This window comes from Nostoc sp. JL31, assembly GCF_017114965.1.
Taxonomy (GTDB): domain Bacteria; phylum Cyanobacteriota; class Cyanobacteriia; order Cyanobacteriales; family Nostocaceae; genus Nostoc; species Nostoc punctiforme_A.
In genome coordinates this window covers 1-21,999 of the sequence record NZ_JABXKO010000115.1, presented here as the reverse complement: position 1 = coordinate 21,999, position 21,999 = coordinate 1, and the positions used below count along the sequence as shown (strand labels likewise).

Genomic DNA, 21,999 nt, shown 5'->3' with positions numbered 1-21,999 from the left:
AGTCGAACAGTGCTGACTCAAATCGACACCCCGCCAAAAATTTTTATCCTTTAGTACGATCTGGGTATACCTCCCTTGTTTCCCTTTGTTAGTAAGTCGAATGGTGCTAACTCAAATCGACACCTCGCCAAAAATTTTTATCGAGGAAAAGAGAAAAACTGCCTCCTGCCCCCTGCCCCCTTCAATTCAGGTATGATCCCAAACGCAAAAACAGACGTAAAACAAGCGATCGCCTCCCTTTATCGGGCTGAATGGGGGCGGATCGTCGCCATCCTCATCCGGTTAGTGGGGGATTTCGATGTGGCTGAAGAAGCGGTACAGGAAGCCTTTATAGCCGCCGTGAATCAATGGCAGTCCAGCGGCGTGCCCGATCTTCCCCGTGCGTGGATCGTCAAAACAGCCCGATACAAAGCCATCGATCGCCTCCGACGGCGGACACGCCTAACGGAAAAATTGGAATGGTACGCCGCCTCCGGGTTAATCCCAACCCGCGAGGAGCCAACTTACGACACAGACGAAATTCCAGACGATCGGCTGCGGCTGATCTTTACTTGCTGCCACCCAGCACTGGCGATCGAGGCGCAGGTTGCTTTGACACTGCGGCTGCTGGGCGGACTTGAGACAGATGAAATTGCGCGGGCGTTTCTCGTACCCACTGCAACGATGGCGCAACGACTGGTACGCGCCAAGCGCAAGATTCGGGATGCAGGTATTCCCTATAAAGTGCCGGACACAAACGATCTGTCTGTGCGGGTAGATTCAGTGCTGACGGCGATCTATCTGATTTTCAATGAGGGCTACGCGACGACTAGGGGCGAGACGATGGTGAGGGCTGACCTCTGCACAGAGGCGATTCGGCTGGGTCGCCTCGTGAGGACGTTGATGGCACCGCAACCGCCCTCAGAAGTAGACTGCACTCTTGGCGCTGATGTTGCTGCACGACTCCCGGCGCGATGCCCGTTTGGATGAGGCGGGCGATCTGGTGTTGCTTGAAGATCAGGATCGTCGTCGCTGGAACCAACAGCAGATTGCTGAGGCGCTACCGCTTGTTGAGGAGTCACTGCGGGGTGGAACTGGCCCGTTTGGAGTACAAGCAGCGATCGCGGCACTACATTGTCAGGCAGCACAAGCAGAAGAAACGGACTGGTTACAAATTGTCCGCCTCTATGATTTACTCGAACGCTTGCAGCCCTCGCCGATTGTGTCCCTGAATCGGGCGGTGGCGATCTCAATGATAGAGAGTCCTCAGACGGCCCTCGAACTCATTGATGGGCTTGCTTCCCAACTTAATGACTATCATCTATTTCACGCCACCCGTGCCGAGATGCTGCGCCGCATCGGAGCCTCAGCGTCAGCCGCAGAGAGCTACGCGATCGCGCTCATGCTGGTTACAAATGACAGCGAACGCCGCTTTCTGGAGCGTCGGCTGCGCGAAGTTCAGCCCTAATGTCCAGTAAGCTAATCGTCATTTAAATTGCATCATTTTCATGGTAATAAAAGCTGCAAACCCTCTCCCTTGCTCCCTGCCCCCTGCCCCCCTGCGATCTCAATGATTAAATGCTTAACAGCTTATCACCGGACACGCGAAGAATTATTGATTACCTTGATTATGTTCAGTTACTGATTAAACTTCGGTTAAGGGGAAAGGGGAAAGGTAAAAGGGAAAAGCCTTTAACCCAAACCCAGTAACCTTTTCCCAAAGCCCAATTCCAAGTTAAAAATGCTTAACCGAACAGTATTGAAACCGTATCAACCTGCTGCCGTGACACCAATTCACAAAAAATTATGATACAGATGCAAACCATAAAACCTATGCTAATTCTCACTTTCTTAATTTTGAATTTTGAATTTTGAATTTTGAATTGATATGACACCTTCATGATGCCAATCTACTCGGTTCATACGATAAACGAAGCAGTCATCGTCACCAAATTGTCGAGACTCGACAATTTGGAAACCAAAACGTTCATAAAAGCGGTGGACGCGGGTATTGCCAGCAAGTGGATCGACAAGTACAGCTATCACTTGCGGGTCAGCAAAACATCGAGCAAGTGCAAGCTGCATCATTTGGGTTCCATTGCCTTTGCCCAAATCACTCTCTTCCCCAATCCAGATATCAATAGCGCGAAGATTCGCCGGAACATCACCCCAGTAGTGACTATCCTCACGTGCCGGATCGATGATCTGAATAAATCCGATGGGGCGACCATCAATTTCAGCAATCAATTGCTCTCTCCATTCAGGAGCGCGGTCAAGTTCTGTCTCCCAGCCCCAGTCATCGTTAGGATCGGATTCTACCACATGAGGTTGCTCATCCCAATGTCGCAGCAGATCCAAATCAGCAAAGGTAGCAGGGCGGAGATTTATCCTCATCGGAGGTGGTACGTTATAGTTCATAGCTTTACTCAGGTTAGTTAGCACTTACCTATTCATATTTACCGTGGTGTAACCAAATACCAAAGGATAGGGGAATTTTACCAAGAAGCGATCGCCTACGGCGGGCGGGTACGCCATCGCAGAGTGGAAATATATACAAATCTAAAGACTTTATTAAATAGATACCCAGGTAGAAAAGGGGTAGTTCTCCGCTATCTTTCAGCAAGCGATTCAGGGATGATTAATTCTATAGAAAAGCGCTAGCAAAAATTTTAGGCTGGCATTTAATAAACTGCATATAAATCAAAGCCCTGAACTTTTATCAGGGCTTTTTAAATTTAAGCCGAGCAATCGCAGCCTTTTGAGTCTGATTATTTCGTTGAAGCGATCAATTATTTATACAGTAGTGCTAGTGCTGAAAGACTGATGGCAAGACTGGGAAAATTGATGCTGCGAGAAAACCGTGATTTTCATGTCATTCAAGAAATAGAAGCTGCTTTGCGTCAGTATTCTTTACCTCGGTCAAGGCATTTGCATTTTAGGCGAAAGCATCCTACGAAAATTGCTCTATAAATAAATAGTCTACAGAATAAACTACTATAAAGCTATCGGAATAGTGTTTTTAAAGATTATGAGCAACACTAAAAAAGTTAGTGACGACTTGAGCGCTGCTGGACAACTAACTTCTGAAGAGTTAAAACAGGCAGCCCAAGAGGGATTTAAGTCAGTGCTGAACCTGCGTTCTCCTGATGAAGCAGGTTTTCTCAGTGACGAACAGCAGCAAGCTCAAGCGGCTGGACTGCAATATGCTAATGTGCCATTAAAGCCTTCAGAAGCAAATCAAGAGCAAACAGAGTTAGCAATTCAGGAGATTGAGAACTTACCCAAACCAATTTTAATTCACTGTGCTGCTGGAGCAAGGGCTGGTGGTATCGCCTTGATTGCCAATGCTATTAGTGAAGGTCTGACTTATGAGGAAATTAGTCAGAAAGCTCAAGAGCTTGGTTTAAATTTAGAACAACCCCACCTCAAGCAATTCCTACTTGAAAAGTATATTGCCAAGCAAAAATGACTAACTCAGCACCAAGTCGTTTGGGTGAACTCACCAGCCTGTTTTTTAAACTGGGCGTCATCGGCTTTGGAGGCCCGGTTGCCCATATTGCCATGATTGAAGATGAAGTGGTTAAACGTCGTCAATGGTTGACAAGGGAGCATTTTCTAGATTTGCTGGGTGCAACTAACCTAATTCCTGGGCCCAATTCCACAGAAATGGCTATCCACATAGGATACATCTATGCAGGATGGCTGGGGCTGATTGTGTCAGGCGTTTGTTTCGTCTTACCTGCGGTTCTAATTACTGGTGGGTTTGCTTGGGTTTATGTTGCCTACGGTACTCTACCCCAAATTGCTCCTTTACTTTATGGCATTAAACCGGCTGTTTTAGCAATCATCATGAATGCCCTGTGGGGGTTGGCCAAAAAGGCTGTGAAAACTCGCCAATTAGTAGTAATTGCTTTCGCTGTGGCATTACTAACATTGTTATTGAAATTAAATGAAGTAATTGCCCTATTAATTGGGGGATTGCTGGGTATGGTTTGGTTACATTCTGGCGATAAACACGACAAACCAGGAGATAAAGCCAACTTTCTGATTGCTAGTCTCAGCACAGGTGCAACTTTGAAAGCATCAGCTGTACTTGCGGCATCTGTAGCTACTGCATCGACAGCTACTGCATCGACTGTAGCCAACGTTTCTCTATGGCAGTTGGGTTGGTTTTTTCTGAAAGTCGGTAGTGTCTTGTTTGGTGGTGGCTACCTTTTGGTGGCTTTTCTGCAAGGGGGATTAGTTCAAGAATACGGCTGGCTGACACAACAGCAGTTATTAGATGCGATCGCAATTGGTCAATTTACCCCTGGGCCAGTACTTTCCACCGCTACGTTTATCGGTTATCTCATTGCTGGCATACCTGGCGCAATTGTTGCCACCATTGGAATTTTTCTACCTTCTTTTGTTTTCGTTGCTGCCCTGAATCCCCTAATCCCACGCTTACGAGCCTCTTCTTGGACTAGAGCATTTTTGGATGCTGTGAATGTTAGTGCTGTAGCGCTAATGGTTGTGACTACTCTGCAACTGGGGGCAGCGACTTTAACATTACCACAAGCCCCATTTATAGATTTTCTCGGTTTAGCGATCGCGATCGTCTCAGCCATTTTAGCCATTCACTTTCGCATCAATGCTGCATGGCTAGTCTTTGGTAGCGCCTTCATTGGATGGGGTGCTTCACTCTTGGGCTACACTCGATGAAATTGCAAGTATTTTAGATTACTAGCAGATGTTAGCTTGACTTTATACACTTATTCGTTTAAGTGTATTTTTTGATTTAAGCTTTCTATTCTGTCTAGGACTCGAATTGATAGAGATTTTTCTGATTTTTACGGCTTAAGTAAGTCAAAAAATAGATATATTAAATCTTGCTTTCAAACTATTTTCATGTGATAATCACTATTAACTCCGGTAAGTACACTTGTTTTTAGTATTTAATGGTCAAAATTCAAAAATTTAGCTTTTTATCTCTTTAATAGGACTTACGCAAAAAATGCTAAAAAGCTTAATTTATCGAACCGCCAAGACGCCAAGAGCGCCGAGAATTCGTAGAGTGTGCGTCAGTCCTATTTAAAAATAGATGTAGGTTGGGTTGAGCAAGGCGAAACCCAACATTGATCGGAGTGTTGGATTGAGGAACGAAACCCAACCTACAATTTTTTTGCAACAATTTAGCCTTGCCACGCCACTACTTATATTTACTTTATAAATCACTCTGACTTATTTGTGGAAATCAAGTTAACCTAAACCAAGGTGAAATATGTCAATTCAAGACACAGTATCTAATTGGGAACAACTGTTAGAAATTGCCCAAAGAAATACCCCGGCTCGAAGGGTGCGTAGACCAGGGCAATCTCCTTCTACTGCTCCCATCCCTAGCAGTCTCCATAAACTGCCGCTAGATACAGAACCGCCAGTACTGCTCTACCGCGATACCAACTCTTGGTGTCCATTTTGCGAACGGGTTTGGTTTGCTCTCGAAGAAAAAGAAATTCCCTTTGCAACAGAGTTTATCGATTTGACTAACAAGCCTAAATGGTATACTGATTTAGTGCCTACAACCCTTGTCCCGGCGGCGAAAATTGAGGACAAGTTAGTTTATGAATCCAAGGATATTCTGTTAGCCTTAGAAGAAAGATTTGGGCCAACCTTGCTTCCTGAAGACCCAGAGGAAAATGCCGTTGCTAGACAATGGCTTGAGGATGCTGAAACCAATGGTGTGAGAGATATCGCCTACAAATTTCTCAGACAAGCCCCGGAAGATCCTCATGAATTAGCAAGCTTACAAGCAGCTTTTGAAGCGAAATTAGACGAACTAGAGCAACTTCTCGGAAAGTATCCTGGCCCCTACTTTTTGTCAACATTTAGTGTGGTAGATATTACCTATAGCCCCCATTTAGATAGATTGGCGGCTAACTTACCCGTTTATCGGGGATATCAACTCAAGGGAAATCCCCGGTATCCTCGGATCAACGCTTGGTTTGAAGCACTCAAACAGCGTCCCGCTTATCACCGCGTCAAATCGGATGATACCACCAACAATTTACTTTTGCGTCGTCGGTGGGGCGTAACACCAATCGGCAATCCTTTACCACCTGACCCGACTATTAGCCAAGAAATCCAATTTCGGGCAGAAGCAGCTGAAAGGTTGACTGATAACCGAGAAGTTGCTTTAGGAGATATTCTGAAAAACTCCGGGGTGCAAGCATTAGCAGTCAATGGCGACACAACAGCCGTTAAAGAAGCGGTTGATTTTCACCTCAGATTACTGGCTGACTATCTCATCAATGGTAATGGTGCAGCATTACCGTGGGGACGCGTGGGTGGTAAAGATAATGCCGATCCGACTGCGGCTGCGGTTGGTGCTATCACACTGGCCTATGTGAGAAATCGCATTTGTGCGCCACGGGATATGAGTGCTGGTGCTGCAACTGCATTCCGGGCAGCAGCAGATAAAGTGTTGGCATCTCTTTATTAGCGATCGCATTTTCAGGTAAATCTGGTATAAAAGAACGTGAGTTCGACAAGTCTTATTTGACCTCTCCCCCAGCCCCTCTCCGTGTCGGAGAGGGGAGCAAAAAGCTGAAATTTTCGTTGCTCCTCCGTTTCGGAGAGGGAGGTTGTCCGGGAGAGGTTCATCGAACTCACGTTAAAAGAATGTAGACAATACGGTTCGGATAAGGTTTTTTGGTTACACGCCGCTAATCGTAAAGACGGCGATTTATCGCCGTCTTTACAATAATCAGTCCTTTGTAGAGACGGCGATTTATCGCGTCTCTTGCCTTAACCAAACCGTATTAAGAATGTAGAGACGTAGCAGTGATACGTCTCTACAAAGGTTTTAGGTGGAGATATCTTATCGATAATCTTGACTTTGAATGCTTCCTAAACGGGCAGCATCACGAATATTGTAGTCAGCACGAGTAAAGCGATTTAGCTGCATTTCAAAAAAGTCTCGATTAGCTTGTAAATGCTTGGGATTTTGGTCATCTAAAGGATATAAAAGTGCAGTTCGTAAAGCTTGAATTACCGCAGAAGTAACACAATACATTGACCGTTGAAAACTAACTCCCAACTGAATCAACATATCTTCTTCACCCCGGCAATGTTGGCTGTAGTAATCAATAAGATATGGTGGCAAAAAATGCAGCATATCTTGCATTAATAATGTCGGGGGAATGCCAGCAGTACCTACTGGAAATACATCAGCGTAAAGAATGCCATAGTGAAAGTCTTTCTGGTCTTCTGGCACTTGACGCGCTTGAGCATTATAAGATTTTGTTCCTCTAAAGGGTGCAGTGCGGTAGAAAACTGCTTCTACATAGGGTAATGCAGCTTCATATAGCCACATGAAACCCTTGGATTTGGGCACAATTTCGTAGCATTCACCACGAATATAAACGTGATGGTAAATGGGACGACCTGCGATCGCAAATATACCATTAACTAAGAAACTCATTGCCTCTGGGACGCTGCTAATGGTACCTTCATCATAGCGATCGGACATTTCAAAGAATACCGGGGCCATGACTTCCCAGAATAAGCCCAGATTAGCGTAGTATGACATCTGGCGGCACTGTTCCAAAAACATATCAGGAAACAGCTTGTAAAGTCCCAGCATGACTGGGTTCCCTTGGAAGTAAGCTTTAATTGCCTTATCGGCGTTGGCTTTGTATTCTTCAGAATCTAGATAAGGGTCAAATTGTCCACCCATCCCTCTGTGCCACAACATCGCCCGCATACAAGCTTCCGCAAATTCCATGTTAATGCGATCGTGGAACAAGTGATGCAACAACTTCGGCATTTTGAAGGTTTCACCCTTCTCGATAAATGCCAAAAGTTCTGGATGTGCAGTAGCTTCGCCACGCCAAATTCGTAAATCGGCATCATCGCCGGCGTAATGATTATGCAGTTCTAAATACTCTTTGGGCAAGAAGTATTTAAAGAAGGGAAGCGGGTTTAAAAATTCGCGTTCGGCAATATAAAGTAGGTCACGCCAGTAGAAATCCATCGGTACAGCATAAGCTTTGTATAAACCGATGATTTGCATCAAATTTTCTGGAGTGTCGGGTAACATTGCACCGCCTGCTTCTAGGCGGTGAATTACTTCGGCAAATTCGTGTTTGGAAGGAGGTAATTTAATTGCTGTTTTAATTGCTGTCATGGTAATCGTAAATTGGTAGAGACGCAATTTATGGCGTCTGGAGGATAGGTTTTGAAACGCAATTTATCGGGTGTGTGGGGATAGATTATAAGACGCGATAAATCGCCGTCTCTACAAGTGTTTTGATGTATTTTTTATTTCAGCGCTACTTCAGAAATTACGGTTTTTTCTAAAGAGGGAATTGCAGCCACCATTGTTGTAGTTGTGGATTCACTCCAACGCACTAACCAAGTGGGTTGTACTCCTAAAAAGATGATGAAAGCTGCCAAAATTAAAGCTGGGATTTTCTCAGCCCAAAGAACTTTGGGATAGTAGGCGAAGTTATCGAGTCTGCCAAAACAGGTGCGGTTGAGGAGGATGACAAAATAAACTGCGGTTAATCCACTAGCTACTACACACAAAATAGTCGGGATGGGAAAGGCAGAGAAACTACCTTGAAAGACGAGAAATTCGGCAATAAATCCTGTTAAACCGGGAATACCTGCGCTAGCCATTCCACTTAAAACTAATAAAGCGCTAATTAAGGGTATACCGCGTATAGGACTCATTAAACCATTGAGTTTATCTAACTCGCGTGTACCGACTTTGGCTTCTACGACTCCCACCAAATGGAAGAGAATCGCCAGGATGATACCGTGGCTGAACATTTGGGCGACTGCACCAACGAGTGCTAAGGGAGTACTGGCGGCACCAGCTAGCAAGATATAGCCCATGTGACCAACGGAACTATATGCTACCATGCGCTTGATGTCTTTTTGAGCGATCGCAATTACTGCCCCATAGATGGCGCTGATTGCTCCCCAAATTGCCAAAGTCGGTGCAATAATACTCCAAGCATGGGGAAACATACCCAACCCAAATCGCAGCAATCCATAAGTTCCCAGTTTTGCTAACACGCCACCGAGAAGAATGGCAATTGGTGCCGAAGCCTCAACGTAAGCATCGGGTAGCCAAGTATGGAAGGGAATTAAGGGTATTTTAATGCCAAAACCTAATACTATTCCTGCTAGTAAAAGGATTTGCTTTGCTGTTGACAGATTTTCTGTAGAGACTGCATCAAAAGCAAAATTGGTAGAACCACTCAGCCATACCATACCCAAGAATGTCGCTAGAATTAAGGCTCCCGAAACAGCAGTATAAATCAGGAATTTCATTCCAGCATAACCCCGTTTTGCCCCTCCCCAAATGGAAATTAGCAAATAGAAGGGGATTAATTCTAGTTCGTAGAATAAGAAGAATAGCAGCAAATTCTCCGCCAGAAAAGCACCTGCGACTCCTCCACTAACTAATAAAATCATGGAGTAGAACAGCCGAGGACGTTCAGTTTCTTGACTACTGCTGTAAATAGCAATCCAGGTAAGCAGGCTATTTAACACCAACATCAAGATGGAAAGCCCATCAACACCTATTTGATAGCTCAAGCCAAGGGTTTCATTCCAGGGTAAATACTCTTTAAATTGCATTCCTGGATTGCTGATATCAAATTTTAGCAGGATAAACAGGTTCCAGAAGAGAACTATTCCTGAAAAGATTAATGCTATTAAACGAATACGATGCTTAGGTATGCTTACAGGTAATATTGCTATGAGAATAGCAGCGAAAATCGGGAGCCAAATCAAGACACTTAACATAGTAATTTTGTCCTTTGTTCTTTGTTATTTGTCCTTTGTCTTTTGTCTTTTGTTCTTGATGACTTATTCTTAGCCAATGACCAATACAACTCTTTGAGAGGCTGCGCCAAGACTGCGCGGTAGTTGAGCGCAGTCGAAACTCAGTACAAGTGACTAATCACAAAGGACAAAAAAGCTAACTTACTATACTGATTTTTCCAGTATCTAAATCGTAATAACCACCGACTATTTTCAGTTTTTCTGCCTTGATTAATTCAGATAAAACTGTCGATGATTTCAACTTTTCAACTTGCGCTAAAATATTTGCTTTACAAGCGTTTTCTAACTTATCTCCCTCTTTATCTTTTGAGCTTTCTACACTTGGTTTAATTGCTTCAAGTAAACTTCCAATTCGCCCTGGCACTTCAGCACCTTTAATTGCAGCCTCTACCGCACCACATCTTTCATGACCCATTACCAGGATGACTTTAGTACCTAATACTAAGCTGCCAAATTCTAAGCTACCAATTTGCTGTGTTGTGGCAATATTACCAGCTATCCGGCAGACAAATAAATCTCCAAGTCCTTGGTCAAAAACAATCTCTGAAGGAACTCGTGAATCTGCACAACCTAAAATAGAAGCGAAGGGTTTTTGACCTTTGGCAACTTCGACTAAACGCGAATGGGTTTGGTTGGGATTGCGACGTTTTGCTTTGACAAATCTATCATTACCCTCTAATAATTCTTGCAATACCTTGTCGGGGGTAATCTCATCTTCTGCTGGTTTTGTTTCAGCTGCAAGCAAGTTTGAGCCAAGTCCGGCTGTCAATACACCTGTACCGATCGCACCTGCACCAAACTTCAATAAACCTCTTCTGGAAAGATTGATTTGGGGATGTTGTCTGCTCACGAAATTCTCCTCGCAATATTAAACTGTTAGCTTTTTGTAAGATAGTTACTGCTATCCAATTGTCGAGATTTGAAAAACCATATTTAAAAATTGCATTCCCCAAAATGGCCAAGTTACCCACATTCCTAAAAGACTCACTCCTAGAAGAACAGTGAGTGCATAAAACTGGGTTTGTCCAGAGTTGCTGTATTTGAGACCTTCACCACCTAATAGCGAAAATAAACCAACGAAATTAACGATGCCATCGACTACAAAGCGGTCAATCATATCGGCAAGTTGGGAAATTTTGGCAACTCCAAAAATTATGGTCATTTTATAGAGTTTGGGGGTATAAAAGTCGTATGCGATTAAGTCTTGTAACCCTTTCCAAGGGAGGCGAATCGGTTTAGGAATGTTGCTTAAATAAATTATGCCAGTGATGCTACAACCGAAAATACTTGACCAATTTAAAAGTAGTGCGACATCTTTATTTAGGCTTGCCCAATCTGGTAAAAGGGATAAATTTTGTAAGATGAAAGGAAGATGTAGATTAAAGCCAAGTAGAATCATCATCGGCAGAATCATCGGCCAGTGAGCTTCAGGTGATCGCTCTGTCATTTGTGTAGCTTTCCCGCCAAAAAGTAAAGCGAATTCTCGGGTCAAACTCACGGCTGTCAAAGCATTTACCGCGATTATTACTCCCACTAACCAAGGTTGAGTTTCCCACAGCCCATCTGCTAATTCCATCAGCGCCCAAAAGCTACCCAGGGGTGGAAAACCAATTAATCCCAAACTGCCGACAATAAAGGCGATTCCCGAAATCGGGCGACGCTTCCACAGTCCACCAAGTTGGGTTACGTCTTGGGTGATGCTATTCCAGATAATTCCGCCTGTACTCATTACCAATAGTGCTGCGGATATAGCGTGGGTGAGTACTAACAATAGCGCCGCTTCGTCTTGTTGCACTCCCACGGCGATGAATACTAAACCCATGTATGCGCTGACAGAATAGGATTGACAGCGTTTCATATCGATTTGAGCGATCGCAATTAACGAAGCACCCACGGCTGTCACCGCACCAATCGCAACCATCGCTGAGGATGCTATGGGCGAGATGCTTAACACAGGTTGCAATTTAATCAGCACCCATGCACCACTAGCTACTACTACCGAGTTCCGCAAAATCGTACTGGGAACAGGGCCTTCCATCGCTTCATCTAGCCATAAATGCAGGGGAAATTGGGCACATTTACCCATCGGCCCAGCAATTAAAGCTAAACTTACCAGTGCCATAGTTGTCGGGTTGACGTTAGCAGTAGCCGCCCATTCAGCTAATTCTGGATAATTCCAAGTTCCAGCTAAAGGCCATAATGCCAACACGCCCATCAGCAAGAATAAGTCTCCCACCCGCTTGGTTAAAAACGCATCTCTTGCACCTGAAACTACCAACGGCTGGCTAAACCATAAGCCGACTAGTAGATAGGTTCCCAGCGTCAGGACTTCCAAAATTACATAGCTGAAGAACAAGTTATTACACAAAGCAAGGGCACATAATCCCGCTTCAAATAATCCTAATAAAGAATAGAAGCGTCCCCAACCCCAATCCATTTCCATGTAGCCGATCGCATAAATCTGCGCCAGCAAATTCAAGCCAGTAATCACAACCAAAGCGCTGATACTGACTGAGGATATATCCAAAGCAATGGTTAAATCTAAACCAGCCGTAGATAACCACGGAATAAATACTTCTTGGGCTGGATAATTCCAAGTTGCTTGTAAGGCGATCGCACTATGTACAAACGCCAAAAATGTCATCACCAAATTTACATAACCCGCCGGTCTTGGCCCCGTTTTCCGAATGATCCCTGGCGACCAAGGCACGGCTAACAAGCCACCTATTAAGGCATAGCACGGAACTAGCCAAACAGTCTCTAGTAGAAACTGAGCCATTAACTTACCTCTAAATTTGTCATCAAAAATTATGGGTTTTGAGTCAACTGGCGTTGATCCCAGTTAACCCAGGGATGTCTACGACGGACGACGCCTACGCAGAACATACAAATTTATGTTTATTTAATTTTGTTAGAAACAGCTTACCGTTATATCTGTCAAAATGGAATTAGTTAATTAAATAAATTTAAGATAATAACTCTAATTATTTCTTATATAATCAACTATTTCAACAATGAATAATAGGTATTTATTCTTATCTATGCATCGAATGAGGGATGAATCAATAGTTATCATTAGTTTTATCAATTCATATAAATGACAAGAGACGCGATTGATTGCGTCTCTACAAATCGACTAAAGATAATTTATATTTGGGTGATTTTGTCAACCTGCCAGTGAGAGATAGTAATGGCAGGTGGTGAGTCAACTTGGCTGATGGGGGCGGGTTTCATATCCCGGTAGTCTAAGAGTTGGACTACGATGAGGTAGGCGATCGCTAAAATAATTGAAATCGCGCCTGTAAGAATGGCAATTAATTTTGAACGTTCCATCAGTATTTCCTGTAATGCAGGTTATTATGCAGTGCCTATATCCACATAATAGACTCGGCTATAGTCTCTGGGCGTGAGCGAACCGCACTTTAGCACATAAAATATTAATAACCTGAAAGCGACATTGAGCTATTGCCATGATAACGAAACAAGCTATCTTTGACGCTATTGAACAACTGCCAGAGCAACACCTAAAAGACGTGTTGCAGTATGTTCAACAACTTGCACGTACCCAAAAATCACCAGCATCTAACCCACACACCCAAAACAGCGATCGCCTTGCAAATTTCATCGGCGCAGTATCTCACGGTTCTCTAGCTGCTAACTTAGACGACGAATACTGTCAAATTGCACCACTTCCCCAGCGCCAGCTTCCTGCATAGCTTCACGCAAAGCTTGTTCAAAACCAGTGATATTCAAAAGTTCCGTCGTCGCCTCATTTTCTTCTCTTTCTTCTAGATCGGCCAGAAAATCACTCACTACCCGCAGCCTTTCTGGAGACAGTCGCCGTAAACGCTTCTCAGCTTCTTGAAGAATAGTAATGTCATCTTGTTTTGATTCCATAGTTATTTCTATAGCTGATGTTTTTTACCGTCGATTTACTCCCTCCTTTATATGTTAAGGGCAGCTTGTCGTCGCATATCGCCCTAGAATTGGCGATCGCTAAAATGACCGAAATTGCACCTGTAAGAATAGCAATTATTTTCGAGCGTTCCATGAGTATTTCCTATAATGCAAGTAGAATAACTGTATTGAGTCATCAATGAGAATTGCGTAGGCGCAGCCCACCGTAGGTATCGCTATGACTGCAACCACAAAAAAATTTACTTTTGTAGAGTATCTTAAGTATAACGATGGCACGGATACCCAATATGAATTGGTAGATGGAGAATTAATTCCCATGAGCCTTGGCACTGGCAAGCACGGTGGCTTCTCCAAGTTTTTAGAACGAAGCTTTGATGATGAAAGTGCCAAAATGGGCCAGAATTGGACAGCACAAAAGTTTTCTGTGGGAGTGCGATCGCCACGTGGAGGACGCTGGGACACCTCACGAATTCCAGATGTAGTAGTATTACCAACACAGCAGTGGGAAGCACTTTCTAATCGAGAAGCTGTAATCGAACTCAACGAAACTCCCCCCATATTAGTGGTAGAAGTCGTCAGTGAATCTACACAAACTACAGACTATCGCAGCAAACGTTCTGAGTATGCTGTTCTGGAAATTCCCGAATATTGGATTGTTGACCCGATTCAAGAGATAGTAACAATATGCACCCTAGTAGAAGGGTTCTATGATGCTGTTGTATTCCGAGGACAAGAACGTATTATCTCTTTTACTTTTCCACAGTTGGATTTGAGTGCCGAACAAGTCTTGGCAGGACGGAAGTGAACTCTCAATTACTATTATCCAGCCAAACCGTATTGGCTGTACTTCAACAATGAGCCTCAGAACCTCGATGTTGACCTTCTGAACCTCGACGTTGATCTTCTGAGCCTCGAAGTTGCGCCTTTTAGCCTCGATGTTGACCTTCTGAACCTCGACGTTGATCTTCTGAGCCTCGAAGTTGCGCCTTTTAGCCTCGATGTTGACCTTCTGAACCTCGACGTTGATCTTCTGAGCCTCGAAGTTGCGCCTTTTATCCTCGAAATTGCACCTTTTATCCTCGAAGTTGCGCCTTTTATCCTCAACATTGACTTTCTGAGGCTCAACGATAACCTTCTGAGCCTCGAAGTTGCGGCTTTGATCCTCGAAGTTGCACCTTTTATCCTCAACTAACAAATATATCTAACCATTCCTGAATTTACAGGGGTGAGCGTGTAGTAAAATTTGCTCACCTCCGTAAAGTGGAACATGGCTTTAGACTTCTCCGGTCAAAATCTTCGAGGACGCAACTTCAAAGGTAGACAAGACCTTGTAGGTGCAAACTTTAGCTATGCCGACATCCGAGGGGCAAACTTCACCAACGCCAACCTGACAGGGGCAAACTTCAGTCATGCCAAAGCTGGACTGCAACGCTATTGGAAAATAACTTACCTAACCCTTTTCTCGTTGCTGTTTTTAGTACTGTCAGGATTTTTCTCATATCTAACTTATTATTTTTTGCCATTAACATTTAATGCCTCCAGCTTAGAAAAGCAGATTACGGGCTGCACTACTTTAATCTTATTGATTGCCTTCTTTTTAGGTACGATTCTTCAAGGAGTAGGGGCTGGTTTAGAAGCCTTTGCTTTTGCCTTTACTGGAGCTGTAGCCGTGGCTGCTTCTGCCAAAGGCGGAACTGTAGGTGCTTTTATCGGAGCCGCAGTTGGAGGCTTAACTGTCGCAGTAATTGTAATCTTAGCCGTAGTCTTCGCTGGAGTCGTAGCAGCTTTTACCGAAACTGTAGCCGCAACCGGAGCAATAGTTATAATTGTAGCCTTGGCCTCAGCAGTGGCTTTATCCTTTGCCAGACCTACTTCTGGCAAAATCATAGTAGTAATCGTAATCATAAGTGGAGCCTTAGCTTTAGCCTTTGCCGTAGCCTTATTTAGCATTTACATTGGTTGGCGAGCAATGAAAGGAGATGAAAAATACGCCTTAATTCGCAATATCGCTGTTGGCTTTGCTGCAATAGAAGGTACAAGTTTTTGTGGCGCTAACTTGACTAATGCTGATTTCACTGCCGCGACGCTTAAAAGTACAGATTTCAGAAACACTATACTTAGTAATACCTGTTGGCATCAAGCCAAAATGCTTGACCGTGTTCGTCCTGGTTTAACTTACCTTCAAGACTCACAAGTACGTCAACTGCTGGTTACAGGAGAGGGACAGGATACAAAATTTGACCGTCAAAACCTGCGAGGTGTGAACTTACAAAAAGCTAACTTAGCAGATACTAGTTTTATCGGCGCTGATCTTAGTGAAGCCAATTTGCAAGATGCCGATTTGTCAAGAGCAAAACTGAAGCAAACGCAACTAGATGCAACCGATTTAACAGGTGCAACTCTCACAGGCGCGTACATCGAAGATTGGGGCATTACAAATACAACTAAATTACATGGTGTGAGGTGTGAATATGTCTTCATGCGTTTACCCACCAAAGAAGACCCCGACCCGCTCCGCAAACCTGATAATAAACAAGAGGTATTTGCAGACGGGGATTTTGCCAACTTTATCAAGCCAATTTTTGACACCCTCGATCTTTACCATAATCAAGGCGTTGACCCCCGCGCCATTGCCATAGCCTTCAAAAACCTTGCCGAAAATCATCCCGAAGCCGAGTTAGAAATCTTGGCAATGGAGAAACGCGGCGATGATAAAATCTTGCTCAGAGCCAAAACCGCCGCAGGTAGCGATAAATCTCAACTGAGTGCAGAATATTTTGATGATTATAATCAACTTAAAGCTTTATCGCAGAGTCAGCAATTATTGCTGGTAGAAAAAGATAAACGCATTATTAGTTTAGAAAATATGGTAGATACTGCTCTCAAGCAGCCGAAATTTTATACACAAGGAGATACAAATATGTCTGATATCAGTGGCATCAATATTCAAGGCAGCAGTAATGTTAGCGGTATCGCTGGCAATAATTCTATTGCTAATCTGGGAACCATCAGCGGTAATGTGAGTATTGCCCTCAATCAGTTACCTGATGCAACCGATGCCGAGAAACCAGGAATTAAAGAATTATTGTCACAGTTGCAAGATGCAATCATCCAATCCACATATTTGTCAGAAGAAGACAAAACCGAAGCGCTAGAACAGGTGAACAGTTTGGCAGAAGCGGGTAAAAATCCTCAAGAATCCACCAAGCAGAAGACGGCAAAAACTGCAATCACCATGTTGAAAGGGATATTTACAGGCTTACCTGCTGTTGCTTCTTTGGTGGAAGCGGGTAATAAATTATTGCCTGCGATTTCTAAACTATTTGGTTTGGGATAATTTAACGTGAGTTCAACAAACCTCTCCAAGCCTTGATCTAAAGCTTAATTCTTTCCCTCTCCGACTCGGAGAGGGACGGTTTTACGTAGTAAAACCAGGGAGAGGTCTTATAAAAAATCCCTAAGCCGTTAATACTTGCTGCGCTGTCAGTTTTAACTCAGGAAAAGTCGGAGAAAAAATTTGCTGGTTTCCTGTAAATACTGTTTGGTTATAACGTCCTGCATCCAACAAACAGACTGTCACCTTTGCCTCAAGAGGATCAACAATCCAGTATTCAGGGATAGAGAAGGCTGCATACTCAAATGGTTTCCTTTCGTAATCTCGTTTCACAGACTCAGCGCTAACCACTTCTATTGTCAACAGTGGAGGTAACTCAAGCACAGCCGATTTACCCTGAATAGATTGTCTCTGTTCTTCAGTCATCACAATTAAGTCAGGGAGACGGGATTTTTTGACGGAGGTACGAACGCCAGTACCACTAGGGCGAACCTGCCAGTCTAACCCTAGTCGTTGGATTTCCAGATAGAAGCGGATCAACAAGAAAGTAATGATAGCTTCATGCAAATCTGAGGCTGGAGGCATTTCTAGCAGTACCCCATCCTCAAGTTCATAGCGCTTATCAGTTCCGTCATCGTAGGTGAGATATTCCTCAAAAGTATACAGACGTTCTACAGGTTTTGTAGTGGACATACTTTTGTAATTCGTAATTGGCGATAATCATATCTACTTTCTTCATTCTCAGGTAGTTTTGGAATGTAGAGTTAAATTTTTCCAAAATGTCTTTAACTGAAGAAATTCTTTCCCAATTACCCGGCGATGTTTTAGGAGGATTGCGCCAAGGCGATCGCATTCTCACATCTCTGCGCGAAAACACAGCACCAGTACCAACGTTAGTTAAAGAAAGTCAACAGCCTTTAGGCGCTGTAGACTTCGATGTAATTATCTGCGGTGGCACTTTAGGGATTTTAATCGGTTGCGCCTTGGCAGTAAAGGGATTGCGGGTAGCATTGCTGGAACGGGGAATTTTGCGAGGAAGAGAACAAGAGTGGAATATTTCTCGCAAAGAATTAGATGTATTTGTGGAATTGAACTTACTGACTGAGGAAGAATTAGAGAGTGCGATCGCCACTCAATATAACCCAGCACGAGTTAGTTTTGCTGGCGGTACAGAAGTTTGGGTAGAGGATGTCTTGAATATCGGCGTAGATCCAGTTTATCTACTCGCTACCTTGAAAACCCGATTTCTCGCCGCCCGGGGAAAGTTGTTAGAAAACACACCCTTTACCGAAGCAGTGGTTCATCCCGACGGGGTGATGGTAAATAACCAATTCAAAACTCGCTTATTAATCGACGCGATGGGACATTTTTCACCCATCACCCAACAAGCACGCCAAGGTAAAAAACCAGATGCGCTGTGCTTAGTTGTAGGAAGTTGCGCTCAAGGTTTTCCTGAAAATAACTCAGGCGATTTATTATTATCATTCACATCCTTGCAGAATCAATGCCAATACTTCTGGGAAGCCTTTCCAGCCAGAGATGGCAGAACCACTTACTTGTTTACCTACATGGATGCAGAACCCCAACGTTTGAGTTTAGAAGCTATGTTTGAGGAATATCTGCGTCTTTTACCAGAATATCAGGGAGTGGAATTAAGTAACCTGAAATTTCAACGGGCATTATTTGGTTTCTTTCCCACCTATCGCCAAAGTCCGCTAAAAACTCCTTGGAGTCGCATTCTACCAGCCGGAGATAGCAGTGGTAGTCAATCTCCCTTGAGTTTTGGTGGTTTTGGGGCAATGGTGCGTCATCTGAAGCGTTTAACTTATGGCATTTACGAAGCGCTGGAAACAAAACAATTATCTGCAAAAGCCTTAGCACTGCTGCAACCCTATCAGCCGAGTTTGACTGTTACCTGGTTATTTCAAAGGGCGATGAGTGTTGGTGTAAATCAAAAAATTGCCCCAGAGCAAATTAACCAATTACTCTCGGCAGTATTTCAGGAAATGCAACAGTTAGGTACACCAGTGCTAAAACCATTTTTACAAGATATAGTGCAGTTTTCGGCACTAACGCAAACACTGTTAAAAACTGGTTTATATCATCCTGGAATAGTTGCCAAGATAATTCCGCAAGTAGGTTTGGCAAGTTTGCTAGATTGGATGTTACATTACAGTAATTTAGGTGTATACACTGCCTTGTTTTCGCTAAGTCCAATGCTAGAAACATGGATTAAGAATCAACCAAAAGAACAACAATATTATTGGCATCGTTTGATTGATGCTTGGAAGTATGGTTCTGGCGGTGATTACTCAGATGAAACTTAGAATAATATTGGTGTGAGGATAACATGATAGAACGGAAATCATCAGGAATCAAATACTTTGCAGTGCTGATTGGATTCCTGCGCGATCGCCAAGGATTTCTAGAGGAAATTCGCCAAGGTACGAGATTACCAAATAAAATCATTTCTTTGCTAGTTTGCAGTTCCTTATTTATCGCTGCTTATGGCGGAATCATTGGTGCATACCATAGCTGGATGCAAGCTTTATCTTCCGCCATTAAACTCCCAGCCCTTTATTTAATCACACTTTTGATTTGTATCCCAACGTTGTTCTTTGCGAACATTATTTTTGGTTCCAAACGGAGTTTTGCCCAGCATTTAGCATTAGTCTTAACTGCGGTTTCAGTCACGAGCGTACTTTTATTTAGCTTTGCTCCAATCACACTCTTTTTCTTAATTACCACCAATAATTACCAATTTTTAATTCTGTTAAATGTCTTTATCTTTGCCATGACTGGATTTATTGGTGTTTCGTCTTTGTATCAAGCCACGAGTTTAGTTTTAGAACAAGATGATGAAAGTAGTAAAACCCGCCAGAAAATTTTACAATTTTGGCTATTTCTTTACGCTTTCGTGGGCAGTCAGTTAGGATGGACTCTCAGACCGTTTTTTGGCACACCTGGTTCTGTGTTTGAACTATTCCGCGAAAGAGAAGGTAATTTCTATTTAAGCGTCATTAAATCTCTTAGCTATCTCTTTGGATTCCGTTAATTAGTCATTAGCAATTCCACAAAATATACAAACTATAAAATCATGCTGAAAAAGCAAAATCGCGGAATTCAAAAATTTAGTGTTTTAGTTAATTTACTGCGCGATCGCCAGTCATTCTTAGAAGAAATTCGTCTGGGAATCAGATTACAAAATAAAATCAGTTCTCTGTTTGTAACTAGTTCTATATTTTTTGCCCTTTATGGAGCAATTATCGGTGCGTCCCACAGTTGGGGACAGGCATTATCGGGTGCTATTAAGCTTCCGGTATTCTATTTAATTACACTGATTATTTGTTTCCCGACGTTATTCTTTTTTAATGTTTTGTTTGGTTCTCGGAGCAGTATTTTACAGCATTTCGTTGTATTACTCACATCTGTATCAGTGATTAGCGTACTTTTATTTAGCTTGGCACCAGTTACGCTATTTTTTCTAATCACTACACCCGATTCTTATCAATTTTTTAAACTGCTGAATGTATTTATTTTTGGCATTACAGGCGTATTTGGCGTAAAGTTCCTGTATGAAGGAATGCAATTACTTTCTCAACAAGATGAAGTTGGTAAAAAAACCCGCACCACTATTTTAAGATCCTGGTTATTGCTTTATGCCTTTGTTGGTATGCAGTTAGGATGGTTTCTCAGACCATTTTTTGGTGCGCCTGACTCTAAGTTTGAGTTGTTTCGGGCAGTGAAAGGCAACTTTTATTTGGATATTGTAACGGCGATTTCCGAAATTTTAGGTTTACGTTAATCTCAGAAAAAGATAATTAGTCTAGTTCCCAGTGACAACTAGTAGTTAATAAAAACCTAGCTTAATAAAACTTTCCTTCTTCCCAGGCTGCCGCCTGGGAATGGATTATTGAGTCTCTGATACCAATTCTCCATGAAGATGCACTAAATTATAAGAGACAAGTGATGAACCAACTTCACAAACGTCTAAATCAGCCTGAAGGATTTAAAAGTTACAGCCAAATTCGAGAGTGGCTTACTCAAGAATGCCAGGTTGTAGTTGCATACAAGACACTACATAAAATTGTGCGTTACAAACTCAATGCCAAATTAAAAGTACCCCGTCCACACAGTGCTAAAGCCAAACCGGAAGTTCAAGAAGCTTTAAAAAAAAACTTCCAGAAATAATCCAAGTGTTATTACGCTATTTGGGGTAATCGAAGTTTCGATTGAGGAAATGCATTCTACCTGTTATGCCTTCTTACCTGCTACTGGTTCAGCTATATTTTCCATATCGACCAGATTCCACTTTAAACCTTTGCTCCTATATATACGCTTCTGCAAATTTGGATAATCACCGATATCATGGTCTAGCCTTTGACCAACTACTATACATTTGAATATAGAATTGCCCGTGTTTTTCAGCTTGTGCGGCTTACCACCAGCGCGATATCCAATAAAATCTCCTGCTTTAACTGGATAAACGCTTTCTCCAATTGTTGCCTCAGCTTCTCCTAAGAGAACGTATACGGGTTGAGTCGATGGGGGATATTATTCCCCGCACCTCTCATTTAAATCTGGGCGTGCGACTTTCATCGCACCCAGCTTCCGATGTTCTTAGCTTGCGCTTTTGCTCATGTGTTTGTAATCGTGGCAACTCTCGTGAATTGCTTCCAGATTATTTCTTTTCCAGTTGGCGTGGTTTCCGTCGATGTGATGCAGGTGAACCCGTTCCTCATCGATGAACTTTAAGCCGCAGGAGGCACATTTATGGTTTTGCTTCTTAAGAGCTTTAGAGGTTTCGCCTTCGTAGAGCTTGCTTCTGCGTTCGCTCCAGTAGGCTGTATCACCGTCATAGGGGGATTTTGTTCCTTTGACCATGACGTGTTTATTTTCGGAGTAGGAAACTGCTGGGAATGCCTTGTCTAGTA

At 43.1% G+C, this 21,999-nt stretch carries 23 protein-coding genes and 1 pseudogene; 14 read left to right on the top strand and 10 right to left on the bottom strand.

The annotated features are described in order from the left end of the window. Positions 1–75 precede the first annotated feature (75 nt). Complete coding sequence (locus HWQ43_RS29885) at positions 76–969, top strand: sigma-70 family RNA polymerase sigma factor (protein ID WP_292740399.1); 894 nt, start codon at positions 76–78, stop codon at positions 967–969. Between the two features lie 16 nt (positions 970–985). Then, a complete protein-coding gene (locus HWQ43_RS29880; RefSeq protein WP_292740398.1) occupies positions 986–1,447 on the top strand; it encodes a hypothetical protein in 462 nt (153 codons plus the stop codon). Between the two features lie 383 nt (positions 1,448–1,830). Here HWQ43_RS29880 and HWQ43_RS29875 read toward each other — a convergent pair whose 3' ends face one another. Next, a complete protein-coding gene (locus HWQ43_RS29875; RefSeq protein WP_292740396.1) occupies positions 1,831–2,397 on the bottom strand; it encodes a GNAT family N-acetyltransferase in 567 nt (188 codons plus the stop codon). Between the two features lie 405 nt (positions 2,398–2,802). Between HWQ43_RS29875 and HWQ43_RS29870 the strand changes: the two genes are divergently transcribed. From HWQ43_RS29870 to HWQ43_RS29855, 4 genes are all read left to right on the top strand, one after another. Further along, entirely contained in the window at positions 2,803–2,949 is a 147-nt protein-coding gene (locus tag HWQ43_RS29870) for a hypothetical protein (protein ID WP_292740394.1), read from the top strand. A gap of 58 nt (positions 2,950–3,007) precedes the next feature. Next, a complete protein-coding gene (locus tag HWQ43_RS29865; RefSeq protein ID WP_292740392.1) occupies positions 3,008–3,448 on the top strand; it encodes a sulfur transferase domain-containing protein in 441 nt (146 codons plus the stop codon). Beyond that, the gene (gene chrA / locus HWQ43_RS29860; RefSeq protein WP_292740390.1) at positions 3,445–4,680 is read left to right on the top strand and encodes a chromate efflux transporter; all 1,236 of its coding nucleotides are present in this window, start codon (positions 3,445–3,447) and stop codon (positions 4,678–4,680) included. The genes HWQ43_RS29865 and chrA overlap by 4 nt, the downstream gene beginning before the upstream one ends. A 559-nt stretch (positions 4,681–5,239) precedes the next feature. Then, positions 5,240–6,457, top strand: coding sequence for a glutathione S-transferase family protein (locus tag HWQ43_RS29855; RefSeq protein ID WP_292740388.1), 1,218 nt, complete (start codon positions 5,240–5,242; stop codon positions 6,455–6,457). A 378-nt stretch (positions 6,458–6,835) separates the two neighbouring features. On the opposite strand, the gene HWQ43_RS29850 is transcribed toward HWQ43_RS29855, so the two are convergent. The 5 genes from HWQ43_RS29850 to HWQ43_RS29830 all read right to left on the bottom strand — a co-directional run bounded on the left by HWQ43_RS29850 (position 6,836) and on the right by HWQ43_RS29830 (position 13,146). Continuing rightward, positions 6,836–8,143 (bottom strand): CO2 hydration protein, encoded by a 1,308-nt coding sequence (locus tag HWQ43_RS29850; protein WP_292740386.1) that lies wholly within the window; start codon positions 8,141–8,143, stop codon positions 6,836–6,838. A 134-nt stretch (positions 8,144–8,277) separates the two neighbouring features. Further along, positions 8,278–9,774 carry an NADH-quinone oxidoreductase subunit M gene (locus HWQ43_RS29845; protein WP_292740384.1) on the bottom strand — a complete coding sequence of 499 codons (1,497 nt, stop codon included), beginning with the start codon at positions 9,772–9,774 and terminating at the stop codon, positions 8,278–8,280. Between the two features lie 175 nt (positions 9,775–9,949). Beyond that, positions 9,950–10,663 (bottom strand): carbonic anhydrase, encoded by a 714-nt coding sequence (locus tag HWQ43_RS29840; protein WP_292740382.1) that lies wholly within the window; start codon positions 10,661–10,663, stop codon positions 9,950–9,952. A gap of 51 nt (positions 10,664–10,714) precedes the next feature. Then, positions 10,715–12,592 (bottom strand): NAD(P)H-quinone oxidoreductase subunit F, encoded by a 1,878-nt coding sequence (locus HWQ43_RS29835; protein WP_292740380.1) that lies wholly within the window; start codon positions 12,590–12,592, stop codon positions 10,715–10,717. 368 nt (positions 12,593–12,960) lie between these two features. Further along, complete coding sequence (locus tag HWQ43_RS29830) at positions 12,961–13,146, bottom strand: hypothetical protein (RefSeq protein WP_292740378.1); 186 nt, start codon at positions 13,144–13,146, stop codon at positions 12,961–12,963. A gap of 137 nt (positions 13,147–13,283) precedes the next feature. On the opposite strand from HWQ43_RS29830, the gene HWQ43_RS29825 reads away from it, so the two are divergent. Further along, positions 13,284–13,529 carry a hypothetical protein gene (locus tag HWQ43_RS29825; RefSeq protein WP_292740377.1) on the top strand — a complete coding sequence of 82 codons (246 nt, stop codon included), beginning with the start codon at positions 13,284–13,286 and terminating at the stop codon, positions 13,527–13,529. Here the strand turns inward: HWQ43_RS29825 and HWQ43_RS29820 are convergent. Next, positions 13,468–13,710 (bottom strand): hypothetical protein, encoded by a 243-nt coding sequence (locus tag HWQ43_RS29820; RefSeq protein WP_292740375.1) that lies wholly within the window; start codon positions 13,708–13,710, stop codon positions 13,468–13,470. The two genes, HWQ43_RS29825 and HWQ43_RS29820, sit on opposite strands and share 62 nt — an antisense overlap. A 17-nt stretch (positions 13,711–13,727) precedes the next feature. Here HWQ43_RS29820 and HWQ43_RS29815 point away from each other — a divergent pair, with 17 nt between their 5' ends. From HWQ43_RS29815 to HWQ43_RS29805, 3 genes are all read left to right on the top strand, one after another. Beyond that, positions 13,728–13,913, top strand: a complete 186-nt coding sequence (locus tag HWQ43_RS29815) for a hypothetical protein (protein ID WP_292740373.1) — start codon at positions 13,728–13,730, stop codon at positions 13,911–13,913. 35 nt (positions 13,914–13,948) lie between these two features. Then, the gene (locus HWQ43_RS29810; protein ID WP_292740372.1) at positions 13,949–14,536 is read left to right on the top strand and encodes a Uma2 family endonuclease; all 588 of its coding nucleotides are present in this window, start codon (positions 13,949–13,951) and stop codon (positions 14,534–14,536) included. Positions 14,537–14,998: 462 nt separating this feature from the next. Continuing rightward, positions 14,999–17,068: a pentapeptide repeat-containing protein gene (locus HWQ43_RS29805; RefSeq protein ID WP_292740370.1), complete on the top strand. Its 2,070-nt coding sequence runs from the start codon at positions 14,999–15,001 to the stop codon at positions 17,066–17,068. A 120-nt stretch (positions 17,069–17,188) separates the two neighbouring features. On the opposite strand, the gene HWQ43_RS29800 is transcribed toward HWQ43_RS29805, so the two are convergent. Then, positions 17,189–17,758 carry a Uma2 family endonuclease gene (locus tag HWQ43_RS29800; RefSeq protein ID WP_292740368.1) on the bottom strand — a complete coding sequence of 190 codons (570 nt, stop codon included), beginning with the start codon at positions 17,756–17,758 and terminating at the stop codon, positions 17,189–17,191. 86 nt (positions 17,759–17,844) lie between these two features. Between HWQ43_RS29800 and HWQ43_RS29795 the strand changes: the two genes are divergently transcribed. From HWQ43_RS29795 to HWQ43_RS29780, 4 genes are all read left to right on the top strand, one after another. After that, positions 17,845–19,392 (top strand): FAD-binding oxidoreductase, encoded by a 1,548-nt coding sequence (locus HWQ43_RS29795; protein WP_292740366.1) that lies wholly within the window; start codon positions 17,845–17,847, stop codon positions 19,390–19,392. 23 nt (positions 19,393–19,415) lie between these two features. Then, positions 19,416–20,120 carry an actin-binding WH2 domain-containing protein gene (locus HWQ43_RS29790; protein WP_292740364.1) on the top strand — a complete coding sequence of 235 codons (705 nt, stop codon included), beginning with the start codon at positions 19,416–19,418 and terminating at the stop codon, positions 20,118–20,120. A 42-nt stretch (positions 20,121–20,162) separates the two neighbouring features. Continuing rightward, positions 20,163–20,870 (top strand): actin-binding WH2 domain-containing protein, encoded by a 708-nt coding sequence (locus tag HWQ43_RS29785; RefSeq protein WP_292740362.1) that lies wholly within the window; start codon positions 20,163–20,165, stop codon positions 20,868–20,870. Between the two features lie 164 nt (positions 20,871–21,034). Continuing rightward, on the top strand, positions 21,035–21,256 hold the full coding sequence (locus HWQ43_RS29780) for a winged helix-turn-helix domain-containing protein (protein WP_292740360.1): 222 nt from the start codon (positions 21,035–21,037) through the stop codon (positions 21,254–21,256). Positions 21,257–21,319: 63 nt separating this feature from the next. Here HWQ43_RS29780 and HWQ43_RS29775 read toward each other — a convergent pair. Beyond that, positions 21,320–21,589: pseudogene (locus tag HWQ43_RS29775) on the bottom strand (cupin domain-containing protein); the annotation flags it as partial. A 96-nt stretch (positions 21,590–21,685) separates the two neighbouring features. Next, the coding region (locus HWQ43_RS29770) for an HNH endonuclease (RefSeq protein ID WP_292740358.1) at positions 21,686–21,999 on the bottom strand (314 nt) is incomplete at its 5' end.